Origin of the sequence: Gramella sp. AN32 (genome assembly GCF_023718305.1) — a bacterium.
In the GTDB taxonomy this organism is placed as follows: domain Bacteria; phylum Bacteroidota; class Bacteroidia; order Flavobacteriales; family Flavobacteriaceae; genus Christiangramia; species Christiangramia antarctica.
In genome coordinates this window covers 41,454-62,375 of record NZ_QEYO01000017.1, presented here as the reverse complement: position 1 = coordinate 62,375, position 20,922 = coordinate 41,454, and the positions used below count along the sequence as shown (strand labels likewise).

14 protein-coding genes are annotated in these 20,922 nt (G+C 38.4%); 6 read left to right on the top strand and 8 right to left on the bottom strand.

Annotation, left to right across the window (positions count from 1 at the left end; all coding sequences use genetic code 11):
• Nucleotides 1–12: 12 nt before the first annotated feature.
• The 5 genes from DHD80_RS15885 to DHD80_RS15865 are packed head-to-tail and all read right to left on the bottom strand — an operon-like array spanning nt 13 to nt 5,016.
• The gene (locus DHD80_RS15885; RefSeq protein ID WP_251742449.1) at nt 13–702 is read right to left on the bottom strand and encodes a YjjG family noncanonical pyrimidine nucleotidase; all 690 of its coding nucleotides are present in this window, start codon (nt 700–702) and stop codon (nt 13–15) included.
• On the bottom strand, nt 689–1,978 hold the full coding sequence (locus DHD80_RS15880) for a polysaccharide deacetylase family protein (RefSeq protein ID WP_251742448.1): 1,290 nt from the start codon (nt 1,976–1,978) through the stop codon (nt 689–691). Before DHD80_RS15880 ends, DHD80_RS15885 begins: the two co-directional genes overlap by 14 nt.
• 12 nt (nt 1,979–1,990) lie before the next feature.
• Nucleotides 1,991–2,689: a DNA repair protein RadC gene (gene radC / locus DHD80_RS15875; RefSeq protein ID WP_251742447.1), complete on the bottom strand. Its 699-nt coding sequence runs from the start codon at nt 2,687–2,689 to the stop codon at nt 1,991–1,993.
• Nucleotides 2,690–2,738: 49 nt separating this feature from the next.
• Nucleotides 2,739–4,091: a Mur ligase family protein gene (locus DHD80_RS15870; RefSeq protein WP_251742446.1), complete on the bottom strand. Its 1,353-nt coding sequence runs from the start codon at nt 4,089–4,091 to the stop codon at nt 2,739–2,741.
• A 46-nt stretch (nt 4,092–4,137) separates the two neighbouring features.
• Complete coding sequence (locus DHD80_RS15865) at nt 4,138–5,016, bottom strand: tetratricopeptide repeat protein (RefSeq protein WP_251742445.1); 879 nt, start codon at nt 5,014–5,016, stop codon at nt 4,138–4,140.
• A gap of 184 nt (nt 5,017–5,200) precedes the next feature.
• Between DHD80_RS15865 and DHD80_RS15860 the strand changes: the two genes are divergently transcribed.
• The 3 genes from DHD80_RS15860 to DHD80_RS15850 are packed head-to-tail and all read left to right on the top strand — an operon-like array spanning nt 5,201 to nt 14,043.
• Nucleotides 5,201–11,377 carry a gliding motility-associated C-terminal domain-containing protein gene (locus DHD80_RS15860; RefSeq protein WP_251742444.1) on the top strand — a complete coding sequence of 2,059 codons (6,177 nt, stop codon included), beginning with the start codon at nt 5,201–5,203 and terminating at the stop codon, nt 11,375–11,377.
• Nucleotides 11,378–11,400: 23 nt separating this feature from the next.
• Nucleotides 11,401–12,333, top strand: coding sequence for a type IX secretion system membrane protein PorP/SprF (locus DHD80_RS15855; RefSeq protein ID WP_251742443.1), 933 nt, complete (start codon nt 11,401–11,403; stop codon nt 12,331–12,333).
• Nucleotides 12,334–12,345: 12 nt separating this feature from the next.
• Nucleotides 12,346–14,043, top strand: a complete 1,698-nt coding sequence (locus DHD80_RS15850; protein WP_251742442.1) for an OmpA family protein — start codon at nt 12,346–12,348, stop codon at nt 14,041–14,043.
• 85 nt (nt 14,044–14,128) lie between these two features.
• Here DHD80_RS15850 and DHD80_RS15845 read toward each other — a convergent pair whose 3' ends face one another.
• The 3 genes from DHD80_RS15845 to DHD80_RS15835 form a co-directional block, all read right to left on the bottom strand.
• Complete coding sequence (locus tag DHD80_RS15845) at nt 14,129–14,650, bottom strand: DUF4136 domain-containing protein (protein ID WP_251742441.1); 522 nt, start codon at nt 14,648–14,650, stop codon at nt 14,129–14,131.
• Nucleotides 14,651–14,753: 103 nt separating this feature from the next.
• Nucleotides 14,754–15,761, bottom strand: a complete 1,008-nt coding sequence (gene obgE / locus DHD80_RS15840) for a GTPase ObgE (RefSeq protein ID WP_251742440.1) — start codon at nt 15,759–15,761, stop codon at nt 14,754–14,756.
• Between the two features lie 3 nt (nt 15,762–15,764).
• Entirely contained in the window at nt 15,765–16,877 is a 1,113-nt protein-coding gene (locus tag DHD80_RS15835) for an adenylate kinase (protein ID WP_251742439.1), read from the bottom strand.
• Nucleotides 16,878–17,001: 124 nt separating this feature from the next.
• Between DHD80_RS15835 and DHD80_RS15830 the strand changes: the two genes are divergently transcribed.
• The 3 genes from DHD80_RS15830 to DHD80_RS15820 all read left to right on the top strand — a co-directional run bounded on the left by DHD80_RS15830 (nt 17,002) and on the right by DHD80_RS15820 (nt 20,876).
• Nucleotides 17,002–18,159 (top strand): 5-(carboxyamino)imidazole ribonucleotide synthase, encoded by a 1,158-nt coding sequence (locus tag DHD80_RS15830; RefSeq protein ID WP_251742438.1) that lies wholly within the window; start codon nt 17,002–17,004, stop codon nt 18,157–18,159.
• Nucleotides 18,159–18,644 carry a 5-(carboxyamino)imidazole ribonucleotide mutase gene (gene purE / locus DHD80_RS15825; protein ID WP_251742437.1) on the top strand — a complete coding sequence of 162 codons (486 nt, stop codon included), beginning with the start codon at nt 18,159–18,161 and terminating at the stop codon, nt 18,642–18,644. The genes DHD80_RS15830 and purE overlap by 1 nt, the downstream gene beginning before the upstream one ends.
• A 201-nt stretch (nt 18,645–18,845) precedes the next feature.
• Nucleotides 18,846–20,876: a M3 family metallopeptidase gene (locus tag DHD80_RS15820; RefSeq protein ID WP_251742436.1), complete on the top strand. Its 2,031-nt coding sequence runs from the start codon at nt 18,846–18,848 to the stop codon at nt 20,874–20,876.
• The last annotated feature ends 46 nt before the right edge of the window (nt 20,877–20,922 follow it).

The window sequence follows — 20,922 nt, the reverse complement described above, 5'->3', positions numbered from 1 at the left end:
TAATCTTTAGTATTATAAATAATTTAGAAGTTCTTTTAACTTTTGAATTTGAATGTATTGATTTTGAGTCTTTTGAATTACCGGATCAAGATAGACGGCAAACATCCCAAAATCTACCGCTCCCAAAACATCTGCTTCCAGATTATCTCCTATCATCACAGAATTTTCAGCAATTGCGGTCGTTTTTCCTAATGCTTTTTCAAAGATTCCTGAATGCGGTTTTTTTACCCCAGCTTCTTCTGAAGTGGTAATGGTTTTGAAATAATGAGAAATACCGGCACCTTTCATTTTTTTATGCTGAACTTCTTCAAAACCATTGGTAATAATGTGCAAATCGTATTTCTCTTTCAAAATATCCAGGACAATTATGGTATCCTGGAGCAAATGATTGTTCTTTGGGAGAAATTCAATATAATCCTCAGCCATCATAGTGACTAATGCGTCTTCAACAGTGAATTCAAGGGACTCAAAACTTTCTTTTAATCTCCCATAACGCAAATCTTCTGAGGAAACTTCATTGTTTCGATATAATTCCCAGTATTTGAAATTAATTGGCTGGTACACTTTTAAAAAATCGGCTAATTGCAATCCTAAATTTTGCTTTTTAAAAACTTCAGCAAAGGCGAGTTCAGAATTACGTTCAAAGTCCCATAAAGTATGATCAAGGTCAAAGTATACATGCTTAATATTATGCAATTTCATTCAAATCCTTTAAAAGTGAATAATAGGTTTGGTGATCGCCGTAAACTGAAAAATCCTGATTTTTAAAAACGGCTTTTAAAACACCCTTTACCTCTTTTACTTCAGAGATAATACGATGAAGATCTTCTTTAACTTTCGTCTTGGAAGTGTTTTTCAAAACTTCAGAATTAAAACCATAGGGATGCAATTTCAATGGGGTGGTAACTTCCATATTAATATCATAAAACAAAAATGGCGTGCATGTCCCAGCCCTGAAACCGATAACGTCTTGATATCCCATGGAATAATCGTTCAAAATCTCCAATTCTATCAAATTATTAAAATGATCTGGCAATCTTTGATCATATTTCGAATTCATGGAGTTTTCCAGGGAACTATGCACAATTTCTTCCATCCGCAACTTTTCCTTGCGCAGCATTTTAATGTCTTCCATAGAATAATATCCCATTAAAAGCCCCACCTGCGCATAATCTGCCACCGATTTTATAATCGCCCGGTGCGGAATACGATTATGGCTAATATTACGATCGTGTATGGAGAAATCACTGAGTTGAAACATAAACAACATATATAGCTTATGTTGTTTGATTAATTCAATGAGCATTTCAAAGACATCATGTGGATCTTTCTTCATTCTGGTCCAAACCTTCAGCCTATCGGCCGCTTTCGTAAAATTCAGCTTTAAAACATCTAGGTTAAAGCCAATAAAAGATCTTAAGACCCCCTTGTTTTTATAAATAAATGTATGCTCAACCGTTATAATTGTGCCCACTTTATATTTTCTGCTGGACTTCTTTAACTTGGGAAAACGCTCGCGGAGCACATCCCTAAATTTAAGTGCCCAGATATCTACCACAGGTTTATGTAAAAAACTCTCCTGAATTCCCAGACTTTCGCTGGCCGGGAATCTGCCTCCTCCATCTTTTACATGAGGCAGGTATTCTTCGTAGCGGCTTAATAAATAAAAAGAAGCTGCAAAAATATCAAATGGAAGGTCGCTAGATTCTGCAACCGGAAAAAAGCAAATAGTTTCTTCCCAGGGCTGGACTTTAATTTCTAATTCTGAAAATCCCTGCTCCATGAGCAATTCTACTTTCTGAATAAAAAATTCCTGTCCCAGGGCCTGTTTTCCATAAGATAATTTGGCGCCTTCATGAGCGATAAATTCTTCAATTTTAGAAGTGAATTTTATGGGAATCTCCAGGATATGCGTACAAATATGTTTAAAAACATAGGTGATCCTTGGAGTTACTTTTTGGGTATATATTAAAAGCATTCAAAATCTGGCTTACAGCATACCTTCATCGGCAAAGCTAAGGTAAGATTTTTCAGTTACAATCACATGATCCAGCACTTTGATGTCCAGACTTTCCGCGGCATTTTTCAATTTCTTGGTAAGTTGTTTATCTGCCTCGCTTGCTGATAGATTTCCGGAAGGATGATTGTGCACCAAAATCAATGAAACTGCACCAATTTCCAGGGCTTTTTTCAGGGTAATCCTAACATCAACCAACGTACCGGTGATCCCTCCTTTGCTAACCTGATACTGCTCAATAACCTTATTGCTGTTATTTAAATAAATGATCCAAAACTCCTCATGCGGCAATTCACCGAGAATGGGTTGCATCAATTCAAAAATTGAACTGCTGGAAGAAATTTTCTTTTGTTCTTTTGCTTCCTCCAGCCTTCTGCGCCTTCCCAATTCTAAAGCCGCCACAATCGCTACAGCTTTTGCAGGGCCAATGCCTTTAAAGTTACAAAGCTGGGAGGTAGACAATTTACCAAGCGCATTCAGGTTATTTTGTGTGGAAGCGAGGATTCTTTTAGATAATTCAACTGCAGTTTCATTTTTACTGCCAGAGCCAATAAGGATGGCAATTAATTCTGAATCGCTAAGACTAAGTTTACCTTTCTGAAGTAGTTTTTCTCTGGGCCGGTCATCTTCAGCCCAATTCTTAATACTAAGATTTTCTTTTTCAATGCTCATTGTAAAATAAATATACACATTGAAAGCTAATATTCTGAAATACGCTTATTTAAATTAAACCTTTTAACTCTTCAAGATCCAATCCCCCATAATTCCCACTACTCATCATCAATAACACTGAATTATTTAAGTCCTTTTGAAATAGTGCATTTTTAAAATCTTTGGGTTTATTATACACCTGAAGGTTTGGTTTTCCGAAAGCATTTTGAATTTGATCCACCCTTACTTCTTCCAGTTTTTTAATTTCGACCGCTTCCGGAGAATAAAAAACCAGGGCTTCATCAGCTTTATCTAAAGTACCTTTATACTCCTTTAAAAATTCCGTATTCAAACTGCTATAGGTATGCAATTCTAGACAGGCGATCACTTTTCTATTAGGATATTGTTCCTTGGCGGCAGCAGTACTTGCCTTTACTTTTGAAGGGCTGTGCGCAAAATCTTTAAAAATAACCGTGGCATTATTTTCTGCTATTTTCTCCATTCTTTTAGAGGCACCTTTAAAACTTGCAATTGCTTCATAAAAGTCGGCTTCATCAACCCCCATATGCTGGCAAATCCATTTTGCCCCGGCCAGATTATTTAAATTATGCTTCCCGAAGACCTCTAAAGGCAAATCACCTTCTTCAGTTTCCAGGATCGTATGATTTGCATCCACAAAATAATCCGGGGTTTTATAGGGGTGTTTTCTAATGGGATTTTCAGTATTTTCGGCTAGATTTTTTACCTCGGGATCTTCTTCATTATATACCAGAATACCCCCATTTACGATCGAATCAATAAAAATTTTAAACTGCTCTACATAATTTTCAAAAGTTGGAAATACATTAATATGGTCCCAGGCTATTCCGCTTAAAAGGGCAATATTTGGTTGGTATAGATGGAATTTTGGACGACGATCGATGGGTGAGGAAAGATATTCATCCCCTTCAATCACTATAAAATCATTTTCCGTAGTAAGGTGTACGGGATTATCTAAACCCTCCAGCAAGGCACCCACCATATAATCTATATTTTTATGGTGATAATTCATCACATGCAAAATCATTGAGGTTATCGTTGTTTTACCATGGGAACCGCCAATGACCACACGGGTTTTGTTCTTAGACTGTTCAAAGATGAATTCCGGATAAGAGAAAATTTTTAGACCTAATTCTTCGGCTTTAAGAAGTTCTGGATTATCTGCCTTCGCATGCATTCCTAAAATTATCGCATCGATATTTTGATGGATGTTCGTTTCATCCCAACCAATTTCATCAGGCAATAATCCATTATTTTTTAATCGCGATTTGGAAGGCTCAAAAATAATATCATCACTTCCTGTAATTTCATATCCTTTCTGTTTTAGGGCAATAGCTAAACTATGCATGGCACTACCACCAATCGCGATAAAGTGAAGTTTCATATAATTTTTTTGGTAAAATTGAGAAAAATATCGACTTAAATAAAAATTACATTCTACTAATCTTAGTCTTTTCCTCAAGTGCTTTATCGAACTTAGGATCTATATTTAAAGATTTGTCGATATATGCAACTGCTTTTTCCTGATTGTTTCTGGCTCGTTCAATTTGAGCAAGCCGTAGGTAAGCCCAGGACGGAATTTTTAGATCTTTATAGCCATAATCGGCAATATATTCTTTAAGCATTTTCTCTCCCTGGTCTAATTCTACTTCGAATAATGCCGAAAATTCCCCCAACTCATACTTCATATAATTGCGGGTAAGTAATTCCGGCTTTCTTCTGGATACTTGTAAAGCCTCCTGAAATTTTGATTTCGCTAGATCCCGATAATCCTTTTTACGGTAAATATATCCATCTGCTAAAAGTGCATCTATTTGATTTAATCTATCAAGATCTGAAGCATAACTCTCGGCAAGCACATCGCTCCCTCCAATAAAACCAGGAAGCTGAACGTAAAGTTCAACCAGCGCCCTCCTCACTTCGGTATGGTTCTTATCCAACTCTGCTGCTCTGCGCAGGTAAGTTTTAATATCTCCAATTAATAACATGGCTTGAAACTTTGAACCATAATAGGCTTTCATTCCCATGGAACCACCGGTTTTAAAATTGTATGTAGCATTATTTGGATGTTCCTCAAGCAATTCTTCATAGTATTCAATCGCCTTGTCCCATTCTTTGTTAAAACTGGCAATATCACCTAAGAACTCCCTTGACTTCTCATTATTAGGGTGTTCTAAAAATATCTTCTCAGCTTCGGAAATTTTTCCCTGACGTAGCAAATTTTCACCATCTTTTAAATACTCCTGCGCATTCAAAAGACACGTGAAATGCAGAAAAATCCCGATGAATAACTTAATTTTCACTTTCATAAACATTTTTTTTATAAATTTAGCACCGACAATTTGTCCGGAAACTAGTTTTAAAGCAACTATTTTTTAGATTATTGTAAAGAAGTGCCTCCATTAATTCGGCATATTAAAAATTATTTTAATATTTGTGCAACTTTTACTCAGTTTTTTAACCAAAACAAATTTTGAATTTAACACCTAGCCTATGCAAAATTTTACTTTAAGGTTTAAAGGTAAGATATTTTACCTTTTTGCCTTGGCCTTATTTATGGTTAGCATGTCCTCTTATGGGCAGTGCCCCACAGTAAATGATTCGGAAGAAACCTTCTGCTATCTTTCTACTGTTTCAGACCTTAATTCACTGGTAACACCTGCTTCCGGTAAAACTTTACGATTTTATCGTACCCAAACCTCTACAAATCCTATTCCAAATGATGAGCTTTTAGAAACTGGCCCTTATTATGCAGGAAATCAGGATAATTCATGTAGAACTTCTAATGGTGGGACCAGACCGGAATCACAGGTGATCAATGTTACCGTAGATGATCTTGGAGCTCCCACTTCTAACTTCGGAAATTTTTATGAGCCTTGTGTTTATGAAGATGATGATGTTACCACGGTTGGGGATTTAAAAGACCTTATCACCCCTTCAAATCCAAATTATGACCTGAATGTTTATGCGGAAGAGTTTGGAGATATGAATGACGAGCTACTAGATACCTATGTATTGGTAGATGGTGAAAATTATTTTGTAGGTCAGGACGATCCTGCCGATGCAGATTGCCGCTATTCAAGTAGGATTGCTATTGAGTATAATCCTGTTGAAGCATTTGCCCCAACAGCAGAACCAATTCAGGAATTTTGCGAAAGCGATGATCCTACCGTTGCAGACTTAACGGCGAGCTCATCAAATCCAAATTTTCAGGCTTTTAGATTTTATAGCACAAGTACATCACAACCACCATTAGATCCTTCAACACCACTTGTAGACGGTGAAGATTATTATGTGAGCCAGATTGTGAACAGGACCAATTCTACTGAGCCTCCATGCGAGAGCACAGCTAGAGCAAAAATTACCGTAAATCTATTAGCATCTGATGCAGGACCGGATAATACCGATAATGTTTTATGTGTATCTCAGGCAGATGGAATTTTCGATACCACAGCTAACGCTAGGGATTTCTTTCTCACTTTGCTAAGCAATAATTTCGATAGTGACCCTGATAATGATGTTCCAACTAACGGATCATTTTCTGCGGATATTTTAGCCACTATTGTTACTAATTATAGTGGAACTAAAGTTGGTACCTATCAAACTACCTATACGGTCGATTTTGGTAATGGCTGTGAAGATTCTGTAATTCTGGGAGTAACTGTAGAAGAAGACCCAAATCCAGGGGTAGATACAGCTCTTACTTATTGCCAAAGTGATGCAGAGGCCCTTATCTCTCAAATTGCTATAGATCCCAGCACCGCAGAAGATACTTTTGCAGATCTCTTAGGCCCTGATGTAGATTTGGGGGGGACTTTCTCTATTACATTGGAGCAGCTTGCCGCACAGTTTGCCATCGCTGTTGAAAACAATAGCTTCCCTGCAACTTTTGAAACTACCTATACCGTAACAGTAGGTGATTGTACCGACTCGGCAAAACTAACTTTAAATATTCTTCCAGATCCCGATGCGGGAGAAGATAGCTCTGCTACCTTATGCGAAAATGAAGTTATTGAACTTGGTATTTTTGCCAACGAAGCCAGCTTGCAAGCCTATTTACTCGATCTTTTAGGAACCAGCGATGATAGCGGTAGTTTTGATTCCTTATCATTAACTGACTTAATTACCAATTATAATAATGGTATTACGCAACCATCAGAAGATTTTACTACTACCTATACCATAGACAACGGGGCATGTGCACCAGTTATGGCTACAGCTACCTTAACGGTTACTGCCGCAATTCCTGCGGAAGCCGGAACGGGAACTAGTATGACATACTGTTCTAATGATCCGGTCGTTAATCTTGCAACTTTACTCACAGGAGCAAATCCAGATGGAGTATTTAGTAGCGATGATGCTAATGTAGCAGATGGAACATTTAACCCATCAGTTGGCGAAGGATCCTATTCAATTATTTATACGGTATCGCCGGAGACTGCCTGTGTGACTAATACAGCTACTGCTAACTTTACGATTACGGTTGAAGATGCACCAGATGCCGGTTCAAGTGCCACAGTAGAATTCTGTGAAACTGATGCTGAGGTAATGACTGCTTTTGCTGATGAAGATGCTTTAAAGGCATACTTATTAGACTTTTTAGGCACAGATGATGACGGAGGCGATTTCGATCCTTTGTTATCAACATTAATTACCAATTATGATAATGGTATAGATGGAGCTGAAGATTTCTCCACAACTTATACGATCGCTGGAACCGCAGTTTGTGATGAATCAACTGCAACTGCAAGTATCACGATTAACGAAGCAGTTCTTGCCGAGGCCGGAACAATAGATAATGTTGAAGATATTTGTTCTAATGATCCGGTGATCACACTTTCAGATTATTTAACCGATCCTGCCACGGTTATGGGGGGAAGGTTCTCCAGTGATGACGTAGATGTAGCCGATGGAACTTTTGACCCTTCAACTGCTGGTGTTGGAACATTCACTATTACTTATACGATAAGTGAAGATGATGCATGTGTGACTGGTTCATCTTTTGCCGATTTTACCATTATGGTAGATCAGGCTCCTAATGCTGGTCCTGGTGGAAGCTTTAGTTTCTGCCAGTCTGAATTTGAAACTTTAGCTGCACAGGTTGCCGCTAATCCGGCCGGAGAGGGTATTGAATTATTAAACGAAATCGACCCAACCATTACTGCTGGCGGAGATTTTACAAATAGCACACTCGCTCAATTGCTGGCGCAATATGCTGCAACTACTACTTTTCCTGCTACATTCACTACTACCTATACTGTTGGAAGTGATGATAACGATTGTACAGATTCAGCAAGTTATTCGATTACTATAAATCCAAATGAAGAGGCAGATGCCGGAGATAACCAAACAGATACGTTCTGTACTTCAGATGGAATTGTAGATTTATCAGGTTCCATCGATTCAGAAGCCACAACTGGCGGAATCTTTACCAGCGATGATTTAACAATCACTGACGGTTCTATGTTTGATGCGGCAGCAGCTGGCGCTGGTACATTTACGGTGACTTATACAGTAGATGGCACTTCCAATCCTTGTGTCACTGGCACAAGTACTTCAACGATCACTATAACAGTGAATCAGGGACCCAATGCAGGGCCGGGAGGAGACTTTAGTTTCTGCCAGTCAGAGTTTGAAGCATTAGCTGCTCAGGTTGCTGCTAATCCTGCCGGAGAGGGCATCGAATTATTAAACGAATTTGATCCTACCATTACTCCTGGTGGAGATTTTACTAACAGCACTTTGAGTCAGTTACTGGCGCAATATTCGGCAACAACATCTTTCCCTGCGACCTTCACTACTACTTATACAGTAAGTAATGATGATTGTACAGATTCAGCTGATTATTCAGTAACGATCAATCCAAATGAAGATGCTGATGCAGGTGACGATCAAACAGATACTTTCTGTACTTCAGATGGAATTGTAGATTTATCAGGTTCCATCGATTCAGAAGCCACAACTGGCGGAATCTTTACCAGCGATGATTTAACAATCACTGACGGTTCTATGTTTGATGCGGCAGCAGCTGGCGCTGGTACATTTACGGTGACTTATACAGTAGATGGCACTTCCAATCCTTGTGTCACTGGCACAAGTACTTCAACGATCACTATAACAGTGAATCAGGGACCCAATGCAGGGCCGGGAGGAGACTTTAGTTTCTGCCAGTCCGAGTTTGAAGCTTTAGCTGCACTGGTTGCCGCTAATCCGGCCGGAGAGGGTATCGAATTATTAAACGAAATCGACCCAACAATTACTCCTGGCGGAGATTTTACAAATAGCACACTTACTCAGTTGTTGGCGCAATATTCCGCAACAACATCTTTCCCTGCTACGTTCACTACTACTTATACCGTAAGTAATGACGATTGTACAGATTCAGCAAGTTATTCTATAACGATTAATCCAAATGAAGAGGCAGATGCAGGTGATGATCGTACGGTTTCCTATTGTACCACAAGTGGTGTGGTAGACCTTGCCGATGAAATTGGCGCAGGAACTTTTACCAGTGATGATTTAACGATCACAGGTGGTTCAAATTTCGATGCTACAGCTGCCGGTGCAGGTACTTATACTGTAAATTATACTGTAGATGGAACTACAAATCCTTGTGTTGATGGTACAGATGCTGCTATTATTACTGTAGTGGTAACGCCTGCTTTCGAACTTGGAGATGACGTTACTACAACCGTATGTACTTCAGACCTGGAAGATGATTACTTCACCTTAGAAAATTTAACCGCTGAATTTACTGACCTATTGCCAGATGATGCTCCTAACGGAATTTTTAGCCCGGCAATAAGTGATTTAGTAGATGATTTTAATGATGGAATGACCACAGGTGATTTCACAACTACCTATACTATTGGAACTGATGATTGCAAGGATTCAGTAAGTCTTACCATCAGTGTTCTTGAGAATATTGAAGCAGATTTGACTGATGTTGATGATCCGGATCCAATTTGTCAGAATGCAGGAATCCAACAATTAACTGATTTCATAGGAGATAATCCAGACAGAGGTGTATTTGAAGGTTATGATGATGGGACTTTTAATCCGGCAATGATGGCTGCAGGTGATTATGAAATCACTTACACCCTTAGCGAAGATTCAGCTGATTGTGTGACTGGTTCAGCATCTGTCACTTTTACCATAAGCGTACTTGATTCTGCAAATGCAGGTGAGGATGTGGAGTTAACAGTTTGTCAAAGCTCAGATGTTCAGAATTTATTCGATTCACTTACAGGGGATTTCACTGATACCGACGGAACTTTTATACTTGATGGAGATGAAATTGCAAACGGTATGATGAACCCGGCAGATTTTGATGCAGGCACTTATACTGTAATGTATACAGTTACTGCGGAAAATGATTGCGGAAATGATTCTGCGACTTTTACAGTCACAGTTAACGAAGCTCCAGATGCAGGTGAAGATTTCGCCTATACCGTTTGTACAAATGTTGATAGCTTAGATCTAAACACTTTATTAGATGACGATGTGACTGAAGGAGGTTCCTTTGAATACGATGGAAATACCGTAGCAAATGGAATTATCAATCCGGGAGATTTTGAACCGGGTGATTACACGATTGGATATATTCTATTGAATAATGATTGTTCAGATATTGCGGTGATCACTCTTAGTGTTCAGAAAGCTGCAAATGCTGGTGAGGACATGGATATTGAAGTTTGTATGAGCGATGATGTACAGAACCTGTTCGATTTTGTATCCGTAGATGCTGATATGGACGGAACTTTCAGCTTAGATGATACTGAAGTTACAGATGGGATGATGGATCCGGCTGATTTTGAAGCAGGAACTTATACTATTCTCTATACCGTTGCTGCAATTAACGATTGTGGAGATGATACTTCTGAGTTTACGGTAATTGTACAGGAAACTCCTGAAGCACCAACCGTTACAGATCAAACTTTCTGTGCAATTGATGGTCCAACAGGAGCTCAATTAGTAGCTGATGGTTCAAACCTAACTTTCTATAGCGATGAAACATTAGAGACTATGGTTGATGCAACTACTGCTCTTACAACAGGCGCATTTTATGTAACGCAAAGAGCTGATGATGGAACTTGTGAGAGTATGTCAGCGATTATTAATGTAACCGTTAATGACGCAGCAACTCCAACTATCGATTCAACAAGTCAGACTTTCTGCGAATTTGACGATGCAACGGTTCAAACACTTGCCGATCTTATCAACGAGACTGGAGTTACTTTCTATGATGCTGCAACTGGCGGAGCAACAATAAGTCCTGCTACCGCACTTCAAAATGGGGTAACCTATTACGCTTCTTTAACTGATGCAGCTTCAGGATGTGAAAGTTCTTCAAGACTGGCTATAAACGTTACAGTTGAAACTTGTCCTTTAATTTTCCCAGAAGGGTTTTCTCCTAATGGTGATGGATTGAACGACACATTCACCATAAAAAACATTGAAAGAGAATATCCTAATTACTCTATGGAAATCCACAATCGTTGGGGAGACATGGTATATAAAGGAAACGACGATACACCAGATTGGGACGGTTATTCAGACCAGTCAGGTTTTGGGAACGACCTTTTACCGGTTGGAGCATATTTCTATATAATATACTTCAATGACGGTTCAACCCCTCCAAGAAGAGGAACAGTATACTTAAGTAGATAATAAAGGATAAACAAGAGATAGAAATGAAAAAACTTATCACAAAATATTTAATATTCGCAGGCATTATCCTTTTCTCAATAAAAGGTATGTCCCAACAGGATCCGCTATTTACTCAGTATATGTATAACATGAGTATGGTAAATCCCGCTTATGCGACAGACGATCCAGGTATGCTTAATTTAGGAGCTATCTATAGAATGCAATGGACAGATGTTGACGGTGCACCTCGCACCCTCAACTTCTTTGCCCACACTCCGGTTAGTGAGAGGGTGGAACTTGGTTTAACTGTAGTTCATGATGAAATTGGAAATGTTGAAAAGTCCAATAATATTACGGCAGATTTTGCTTATGTAATCCCAACCGGAGAGACGACAAATCTTTCCTTTGGCGCAAAAGGTGGTCTTACTACATTCGATGCTAACCTTAATGGTTTGGTGGTGAATGATCCTAATGATCCGGCATTTGAAAATGTAAGTGAAATATTCCCTGTTTTTGGTGTGGGGGCATTCTGGTTTGGAGAGAAATTCTATTTAGGAGTTTCAGCCCCGAACCTGTTAACCTCAGATCATTTGGATAACAGTCAGCTTTTACGAAATCGTGGTGGCGAAGCAGTTCATTACTACCTTACCGGTGGTTATGTTTTCAATATTAGCGATAACTTTAAGCTGAAACCTTCAACAATGGTTAGAGGTGTAGAGGGAGCCCCACTTTCAGTAGATGTAAACGCCAATGTTTTGCTTTATGACAGGCTGGAAGCTGGTGTTGGTTACAGATTCGATGAAACTATTACCGGTTTGGTGAATTTTAGAGTAACCCCATCTTTAAGGATCGGTTATGCTTACGATTACCCAACCTATGAGCTTAGTAATGCGGGATCTCACGAAATAATGTTATTATTCGATCTTGATCTTCTAGGACTTAAAAAAGGATACGATAAATCACCGAGATTCTTCTAAAACCAGACTAACATGAAAAATATATATAGTACACTTTTAATAATCCTTATAAGTATCACCGCATTTGGACAACGTTCTGATGTGCGTGAAGGTGACCGCTTCTTTGCCCAAAAGGCATATGTGGATGCAGCCGATTCTTATGAGAAAGTAAACAATAAGACTAAGGAAGTGCTTCAGAATTTAGGTGATTCTTATTTCTATACGAATCAAATGAAGAATGCAGCCGAAATTTACGAATTACTCTTTCTTAGAAACGAAGGTGACGTAGCTCCTGAATATCATTTTAGATACGGGCATGCTTTGATGGCTAATGGCAATTATGTGAAAGCTGACGAATACATGAACAAGGCTACCGGTGAAAACTGGAACTATGAAGAGTTCTCCAGTGAGTTAGATACTTCCGCTGCACATCAGTTTAAGTATGATCAAATCATGAACAATGCTGCTTCAGCAGACTTCGGAATTGGTTTTTATGGAGACCAGGTTGCTTTCGCTTCAACCAGAAACCAGGAGCGCCCAATCTATCCATGGAACAAGCTTCCTACTTTGGACCTTTATAGTGCCAATGTTGATGATGAAGGAGAGCTTTCTAACGTAGTTTTATTTTCAGATGAAATAAATACCGATAGTCATGAAGCTTCTGCTACTTTCAATACAGATGGAACAGTAATGTACTTTTCCAGAACCAATGACAAGCGTTTTAAAAATGAAAATGATGAGCGTGTTGCCCACATTAGAATTTATAAAGCTGTTAAAGAAGGTGAGGATTGGACAAATATTGAAGCTCTTCCGTTTACAAGCGAAGAGTATTCAACTGAGCACCCAAGCCTAAGCGCTGATGGTTCTAAACTTTACTTTTCAAGTGATATGCCAGGAGGTAGTGGTTCTTTCGACATTTATGTGGTAGATGTGAATGAAGATGGTACTTATGGAACTCCTAGTAATTTAGGACCTGGAGTTAATACTCCGTATAGAGATCAGTTCCCATTCATCAGTGATGAAAATATTTTATATTTTTCTTCTGATGGACAACAGGGATTTGGTAACCTGGATATTTATAAGTCTGAAGGAAATTTTTCAGCAGTTGAAAACCTTGGAAACACTATCAACAGTGGATTTGATGATTTTGCCTTTGTAATTAAAGAAGGTGAAGAAAAAGGTTATTTCGCTTCCAACCGAAGAGGGACTGATAATATTTATCAATTTATTAGAGAAGAAAACGAAAGAATTCCAGCTCCAACGATAACCGACAATACTTCTGGCCAAAGAATGATCCCGGTTGATGGTAGCAAAATCTACTTCGACTTCGATAAAGCAACAATTAAAGAAGTTTCTAAACCAATTCTTGATTCTGTTGTAATGTATATGAACCAGTACCCGGATATTAAAGTGAAAGTTGAATCTCATGCTGATGCCCGAGGAACTGATAGTTACAACATGGCACTTTCTGAAAGAAGGGCTGCTTCTACTGTAGATTACCTTGTTTCGAAAGGAATTAGCAAAGGAAGGTTGATTTCTCAGGGTTATGGAGAAAGTAGACCTGTTAACGATTGTACTGAACCAACTGGTTGTACAGCCGCAGAGTATGCTAAAAATAGACGAAGTGTGTTCGTAGTATCCAGAAATAATGCATCATCTTCTGATATGCAGGATACGAATGATGACACTGAAGATATGGATGGTGACACAGATGACGAAAACGAAAACTAGGTTTTCCTATTCAGATACTAACTAACCAACCAAAGAAAAGCCCCGGAATTCCCGGGGCTTTTTAATTTAATTATTTTTAGGATGTTTATTTTTTCGGGGGATAACCTGCCAAAGCTTTTTCCACAATCGCATCAAATTGGGCCTTTCTCTTTTCCGGCGTTGCATTTAAATTGAAAGGACTTTCTACCACTGCCTGCCATACCAGGGCATCCTTTTCCACATCAATAAAATCAAAAGTAAGTTTGTAATAGTTGTCCATGGTTCCCACAGGAACCCCTCCTGAAACCCCCACTCCAACATTTCCGCCGCCGCCTCCAAGACCAATTCCCAGCCTGCTCCGGTTATCCTGCTCATACTCTTCCGTATAAACATTAACATATACATTGGCATTTTCGCCCTGAGTGAATCCTTCCTCCCCCATCTTTTCTTTCAAACTTTCCAGTAATCGAGCTTCGTCTAACTGACTTAAGCCAGATTGAAAATCCGGAAAAATCTGATACGTTTTATATTGACTGAAATTCACAGTTTCATCGTAATCGAAAACTGCCTTGGGGGAATTACAGGATGCGACAAGTGCAGCTGCAGCCAGGAATTTAAATATTTTCATGTTGTTCTATTTAGATTAAAATCTTAGCCCTATCAAAATAACGATATCGCTAACTTCTAAATTTAAACAAAATCAATACCAGAAAATCGCTGTTTAACAGGAATTAAACAGCTTCCTTATTGAGCATTTCCCAAAGTTTATCCTTAAGTTCGGTTAAACCGGTTTGGGCAACCGATGAAATAAATAAATAGGGAAGTTCCAGTTTCCTGTCCAATTCAGCTGTAAGTTCCTTCTTTAGCTCGGCATCCAGAAGGTCGCTTTTAGAGATAGCAATAAGACGGTCCTTATCCATCAATTCTGGATTATATCGCCTAAGCTCATCTAAAAGCACCTCATACTGCTCATTAATATCTTTTGCATCAGCCGGAATTAAAAAAAGCAAAGTTGAGTTCCTTTCTATATGTCTCAGGAAACGATGTCCTAAACCTTTGCCCTCTGCAGCGCCTTCAATAATTCCGGGAATATCGGCAATTACAAAAGTTTGATGATCACGATATTTTACAATTCCAAGATTTGGCTTCAGCGTGGTAAATTCATAATCGGCAATTTTTGGCTTCGCCGCGGTTATTACGGAAAGCAAGGTAGACTTCCCGGCATTTGGAAAACCAACCAGCCCAACATCGGCAAGAACTTTAAGTTCTAAGGTAATATCTATAGCCTGCCCGTCAATTCCGGGTTGGGAATAACGTGGAGTTTGATTGGTCGAAGATCTAAAATGCCAGTTTCCACGACCTCCCATACCACCTTCAGCAATGATAAATTCTTCGCCGTGTTCGGTAATTTCTTTTATAATTTCATTGGTATCCGTATCGCGTATTACCGTTCCTAACGGCACGTCTATGTATTCATCACTTCCATCTGCACCACTACTACGCGACTTACTACCGTTGCCTCCATGTTCTGCTTTAACATGTCGCTTAAATTTCAAATGGAACAAGGTCCAGAGATTTTTGTCTGCCCGTATGATCACATGGCCACCTCTACCTCCATCACCTCCATCAGGCCCACCTTTGGTAATATATTTTTCCCGGTGTAAATGCGCAGAGCCCTTTCCTCCTTTTCCGGAGAAAATGTGAATTTTTACATAATCAACAAAATTCCCTTCAGTCATTCTCTATTTCATTAAATTATCAATCACAGAACTTAATCGCTCCGTAATTTCATTAATACTTCCCACACCATCAACACCATAATATTTGCCCTGCTTCTGATAGAAATTTTTCAAAATGGCAGTTTCATTATAATAGACCTTAATTCGGTTTCGAATAACTTCCACATCGGCATCATCTGCCCTACCTGAAGTTTTTCCTCTTTCCAATAGTCTTTCCACCAAAATTTCATCATCCACTTCTAATGCGATCATGGCACTTATTTCGGTTTCTATTGTTTCTAAGTAAGAAGCTAATGCTTCTGCCTGAGCTTCAGTTCTGGGGAAACCGTCAAAAATAAAACCGTTTACTCCTTCATTTTTTTCCACTTCAGCCTTTAACATTTTTATGGTTACCTCATCAGGGACCAATTGTCCCTGATCCATAAAAGACTTTGCATGCAAGCCAAGTTCGGTTTGATTTTTTATATTAAAGCGAAAAATATCACCGGTAGAAATATGTACCAAATTGTACTTTTCCTTTAAAATACTTGCCTGAGTTCCTTTCCCTGCGCCCGGAGGGCCAAAGAGCACTAAATTTGTCATTTTCTTTTCTTTGCGTTTATAAACAGCTGTAAGATTGCGGCCTAGTCCGTTATAATCCAAACCATAACCCACAATAAATTTATTTGGAATAGTGATCCCTATATAATTTACAGGGATCGATTTCTTATATGCTTTTGGTTTGAAAAACAGGGTTGCCACTTTATATTCAGCAACCTGTGTCTCAGCTAAAATTTTATCAACCATTTCCAGGGTAGTTCCGGTATCTACAATATCTTCCAAAAGAATCACCGTTCTCCCTTTTAGATCCTGATTTAAGCCCAGTAAAGTTTTTACGTCACCCGTGCTTTCGGTCCCTTTATAAGACTCAAGTTTCACGAAACTAATTTCACAATCTCCCTGAAATTTTTTGATCACTTCTGAAGCGAACATGAACGAACCATTTAAAACTCCAAGAAAAACAGGTTTTTTACCCGCATAATCGCGATTTAAATCTTCTCCAATCTTATCGATAGCAGCAATAATCTCCTTCTCTGAAATGTAGGGTTCGAATTCTAAATCGTTCAGTTTGATCAAAGCCTTTTTTAATTTTAGGTGGCAAAGATAAGGAATCTCAATTTGCTTATCCTCCCGATTTCTATAGGATTATGATGTGCAGGAATCTGGAAAACATTATTTTTGCAAAAAGCCTGAAATATTTATGATTGATTACTTTTCTTCAGATTTTAAGCTGGGAATTTTGGGAGGCGGACAGTTAGGAAAAATGATGCTTTATGAAACGCGAAAATATGACATCCAAACCCTTGTTCTAGATCCCAGCGAAGAGGCTCCGTGTAAAATTTCATGTAATTATTTTGAACGGGGAGATCTCATGGATTATGAAACTGTTCTTAACTTTGGAAGAAAAGCAGATGTATTGACCTTTGAAATTGAAGGGGTTAATATTGAAGCTTTAAAACAATTGGCTTCAGAAGGAATTAAAACCTATCCTACCGCGGAAACTCTGGAGAAAATTCAGAATAAAGCGGTACAAAAAGAATTTTATAAGTCTGAAAATATTCCTACTTCACCATTCGCAGTTTTTCAAAATCTTGAGGAATTGAAATCGTCAATAAACAACGGTGATACCCCACTCCCTTTTGTATGGAAAAGTGCCGTTGGTGGTTATGATGGGAAAGGTGTTTCGGTGATCAGGGAGGCTGATGATTTAAACGAATTATCAATGGGAGAATGTATTGCGGAAGATTTGATAGCTTTTAAAAATGAACTGGCAGTTATTGTTGCCAGAAGTGCATCAGGTGAAGTAAAAACATATCCCGTTGTGGAAATGGAATTTCATCCAACCGCAAATCAGGTGGAATATGTGATCTGTCCTGCAAGAATTGATAAAAGAGTGGCCGAAAATGCCAGAAATATTGCTGAAAAAGTTTCTAATTCTTTTAAACATGTAGGCCTGCTGGCCGTAGAAATGTTTCAGACGGAGGACGACGAAATTTTAGTAAATGAAGTAGCCCCAAGGCCTCATAATAGCGGACATTATAGTATTGAAGCTTCTTACACCAATCAATTTGAACAACATATAAGAGCAATTTTAGATTTACCTTTAGGGGATACTTCCAGCAAAGTTGGCGGAATTATGGTTAATTTAGTTGGAGAAAAAGGTCATGAAGGTGAAGTGGTATATGAAAACATCGACCAGATCATGCAAATGAAAGGGGTGACACCCCATATTTATGGCAAAAAGATCACTAGGCCGTTTCGAAAAATGGGACATGTGACCATCGTAAATGAGAATCTGGATGAAGCCAGAATAATCGCTGAAAAAGTAAAGAAAAGTATAAAGGTAATTTCCAAATAATGGGTAAAGTAGCAGTTATTATGGGTAGCACCAGCGATATGCCGGTCATGCAGGAAGCGATAGATATTCTAAAAGGTTTTGATATTGAGGTAGAAGTAGATATTGTTTCTGCCCATCGTACTCCGGAAAAACTTTTCGAATTTAGCAAGAATGCCCATCATAATGATATTCAGGTAATTATTGCCGGTGCTGGTGGCGCAGCACATTTACCAGGAATGGTGGCTTCAATGTCACCGCTTCCGGTTATTGGAGTACCTGTGAAATCCCGAAATTCCATAGATGGTTGGGATTCTGTACTATCAATTTTACAAATGCCCAGTGGAGTTCCTGTGGCCACGGTTGCCTTAGATGGTGCCAAAAATGCAGGAATATTAGCAGCTCAAATCATTGGAGCGTCAGATAAATGTATGTTAGATAAGATTTTAATCTATAAAGAAGGTTTAAAGCAAAAAGTTATAGACGCGGCTAAATCTGTTAAAAAGTAAAAGGCCGCTATTGCGGCCTTTCGAGTAGTTGTACTGTAATTATTATTTATTAACCATTCTAAATATAAACCAGAACTTAAAACTACTTTGCTATATATCGGTTAACTTATACTTTTTATCGGTGCAATTTAATTAAATTTATCTTAATACCATGGTTTAGCGTTATAAAAATTAATTATTAACGTCAAGACACTATTACTAATGACTTCCCAAAATATTCTTTTAACAAACTTCAAGTTTGCTCCATTTTCAAAAATAAAAACCGAAGATTACAAACCTGCAATATTAAAGTCGATGGAGATTGCACGGCAAGAAATTCATGCAATAACTGCAAATTCTAATGAGCCTACCTTTAAAAATACCATAGAGGCTTTAGAGTTTTCCGGTCAAAAACTGGATAGAATTACCAGCATCTTTTTTAATATCAATTCTGCAGAAACAAATGATGAAATACAGAAAACCGCTCAGGAAATCTCCCCGATTTTATCTGAATTTAAAAATGATATTATTCTGAATAAAGAATTGTTCAGCAGAATTAAATCGGTGTATGATCATAAAGAGAATTTTGACCTTGATACGGAAGCAAAAACTCTATTAGATAAAAAATACAAAGCTTTTACCCGTAATGGCGCAAATCTACCAGACAACAAGCAAGCGGAATTAAGGGAAATCGATAAAAAACTGTCCGCCTTAAAATTAAAATTTGGTGAAAACATCCTTGCTGAAGGAAATAAATTTGAGCTTCAGGTTTTAGATGAATCAAAATTAAAAGGTTTGCCTGAAAGTTTTAAAGATGAAGCCAGGGAAGTTGCCAAATCGAAAGATAAAGAGGGTTGGATCTTTACCCTGGAATACCCAAGTTATATTCCTTTTATGAAATATGCCGAGGATCGCACATTGCGTAAAGAGATGGCTTTAGCCTTTGGGTCCAGAGGTTTTCATAATGATGCATTGGACAATCAGGAAAATGTTCTTGAAATTTCAAAATTAAGGTTTCAAAGGGCGCGGTTATTAGGTTATAAAACACATGCACATTTTGTTTTGGAAGAACGCATGGCAGAAACCCCTGAAAAAGTTCAGGAATTTTTAGATGAATTACTGGAAAAAGCGAAACCGGCCGCAAAAAGGGAATTTAAAGAACTGGAGAATTTCGCAAAAAGTCTTGACCACATCGATCATTTAGAAAAATGGGATGCATCTTTTTATAGCGAAAAGCTGAAACAAAAATTATTTAATCTTGATGATGAAACCCTAAAACCTTTTTTTAAACTTGAAAATGTCATCCAAGGCGTGTTCACCGTTTCAGAAAAATTATACGGACTTAAGTTTAAGGAAATTCAAAATATTGATACCTATCATCCTGATGTAAAAACCTACGCCGTGACGAATGAAAATGGAGATGATATTGCCATTTTTTACGCCGATTTCCATCCTCGTCCAGGAAAAAGAGATGGTGCGTGGATGACCATTTATAAAGATCAATATGTTCAAAACGATAAAAATGAGCGGCCTCATATTTCTATCGTTTGCAATTTCACCAAACCAACAATCAAGCAACCTTCCCTATTAACTTTTAATGAAGTGACCACACTATTCCATGAATTTGGTCATGCCTTACACGGAATGCTTGCCAACACTAAATATCCAAGCCTTTCCGGAGCGAATGTGTATTGGGATTTTGTTGAACTTCCCAGTCAGGTTCTGGAGAACTGGTGTTATGAAAAGGAATCGCTTCAATTATTCGCCAAACACTACGAAACCGGAGAACCTATTCCGCAGAAATACATTGAGAAAATCAAGGAATCTTCTAACTTCCTGGAAGGTATGGCCACGCTTAGACAACTTAGTTTTGGAAAATTAGATTTTAGTTGGCATGGAATTGACCCTTCAGAAATCTCGAATGTGAAGCAACATGAGAAGGAAGCTTTTGAGGGGACAAAATTATATCCTGAAGTTGAGTCGAATTGTATGAGCACGGCTTTTTCCCATATTTTTCAGGGAGGTTATTCTGCAGGGTATTATTCATATAAATGGGCAGAGGTCTTGGATGCTGATGCTTTCGAGTTTTTTACAGAAAATGGAATTTTCAGCAAAGAGGTTGCGAATAAGTTTAGGGAGCATATTCTTTCAAAAGGAGGAACCGAACATCCAATGACATTATATAAGAGATTTCGCGGTGCTGCTCCAAAACCAGATGCGCTTTTAAAACGGGCAGGTTTAATTCCCAAATAAGTAAAGCTAAAATTCGTACATAACAATTTTGTTTTCCTATTTTTGA

Coding starts and splice junctions, on each gene's coding strand:
- obgE (WP_251742440.1), bottom strand. CDS start 15,761: ATGACTGAAGGGAATTTTGTTGATTATGTAAAAATTCACATTTTCTCC.
- DHD80_RS15865 (WP_251742445.1), bottom strand. CDS start 5,016: ATGAAAGTGAAAATTAAGTTATTCATCGGGATTTTTCTGCATTTCACG.
- DHD80_RS15870 (WP_251742446.1), bottom strand. CDS start 4,091: ATGAAACTTCACTTTATCGCGATTGGTGGTAGTGCCATGCATAGTTTA.
- DHD80_RS15820 (WP_251742436.1), top strand. CDS start 18,846: ATGACTTCCCAAAATATTCTTTTAACAAACTTCAAGTTTGCTCCATTT.
- DHD80_RS15830 (WP_251742438.1), top strand. CDS start 17,002: ATGATTGATTACTTTTCTTCAGATTTTAAGCTGGGAATTTTGGGAGGC.
- DHD80_RS15850 (WP_251742442.1), top strand. CDS start 12,346: ATGAAAAATATATATAGTACACTTTTAATAATCCTTATAAGTATCACC.
- DHD80_RS15855 (WP_251742443.1), top strand. CDS start 11,401: ATGAAAAAACTTATCACAAAATATTTAATATTCGCAGGCATTATCCTT.
- DHD80_RS15885 (WP_251742449.1), bottom strand. CDS start 702: ATGAAATTGCATAATATTAAGCATGTATACTTTGACCTTGATCATACT.
- purE (WP_251742437.1), top strand. CDS start 18,159: ATGGGTAAAGTAGCAGTTATTATGGGTAGCACCAGCGATATGCCGGTC.
- DHD80_RS15845 (WP_251742441.1), bottom strand. CDS start 14,650: ATGAAAATATTTAAATTCCTGGCTGCAGCTGCACTTGTCGCATCCTGT.
- DHD80_RS15880 (WP_251742448.1), bottom strand. CDS start 1,978: ATGCTTTTAATATATACCCAAAAAGTAACTCCAAGGATCACCTATGTT.
- radC (WP_251742447.1), bottom strand. CDS start 2,689: ATGAGCATTGAAAAAGAAAATCTTAGTATTAAGAATTGGGCTGAAGAT.
- DHD80_RS15860 (WP_251742444.1), top strand. CDS start 5,201: ATGCAAAATTTTACTTTAAGGTTTAAAGGTAAGATATTTTACCTTTTT.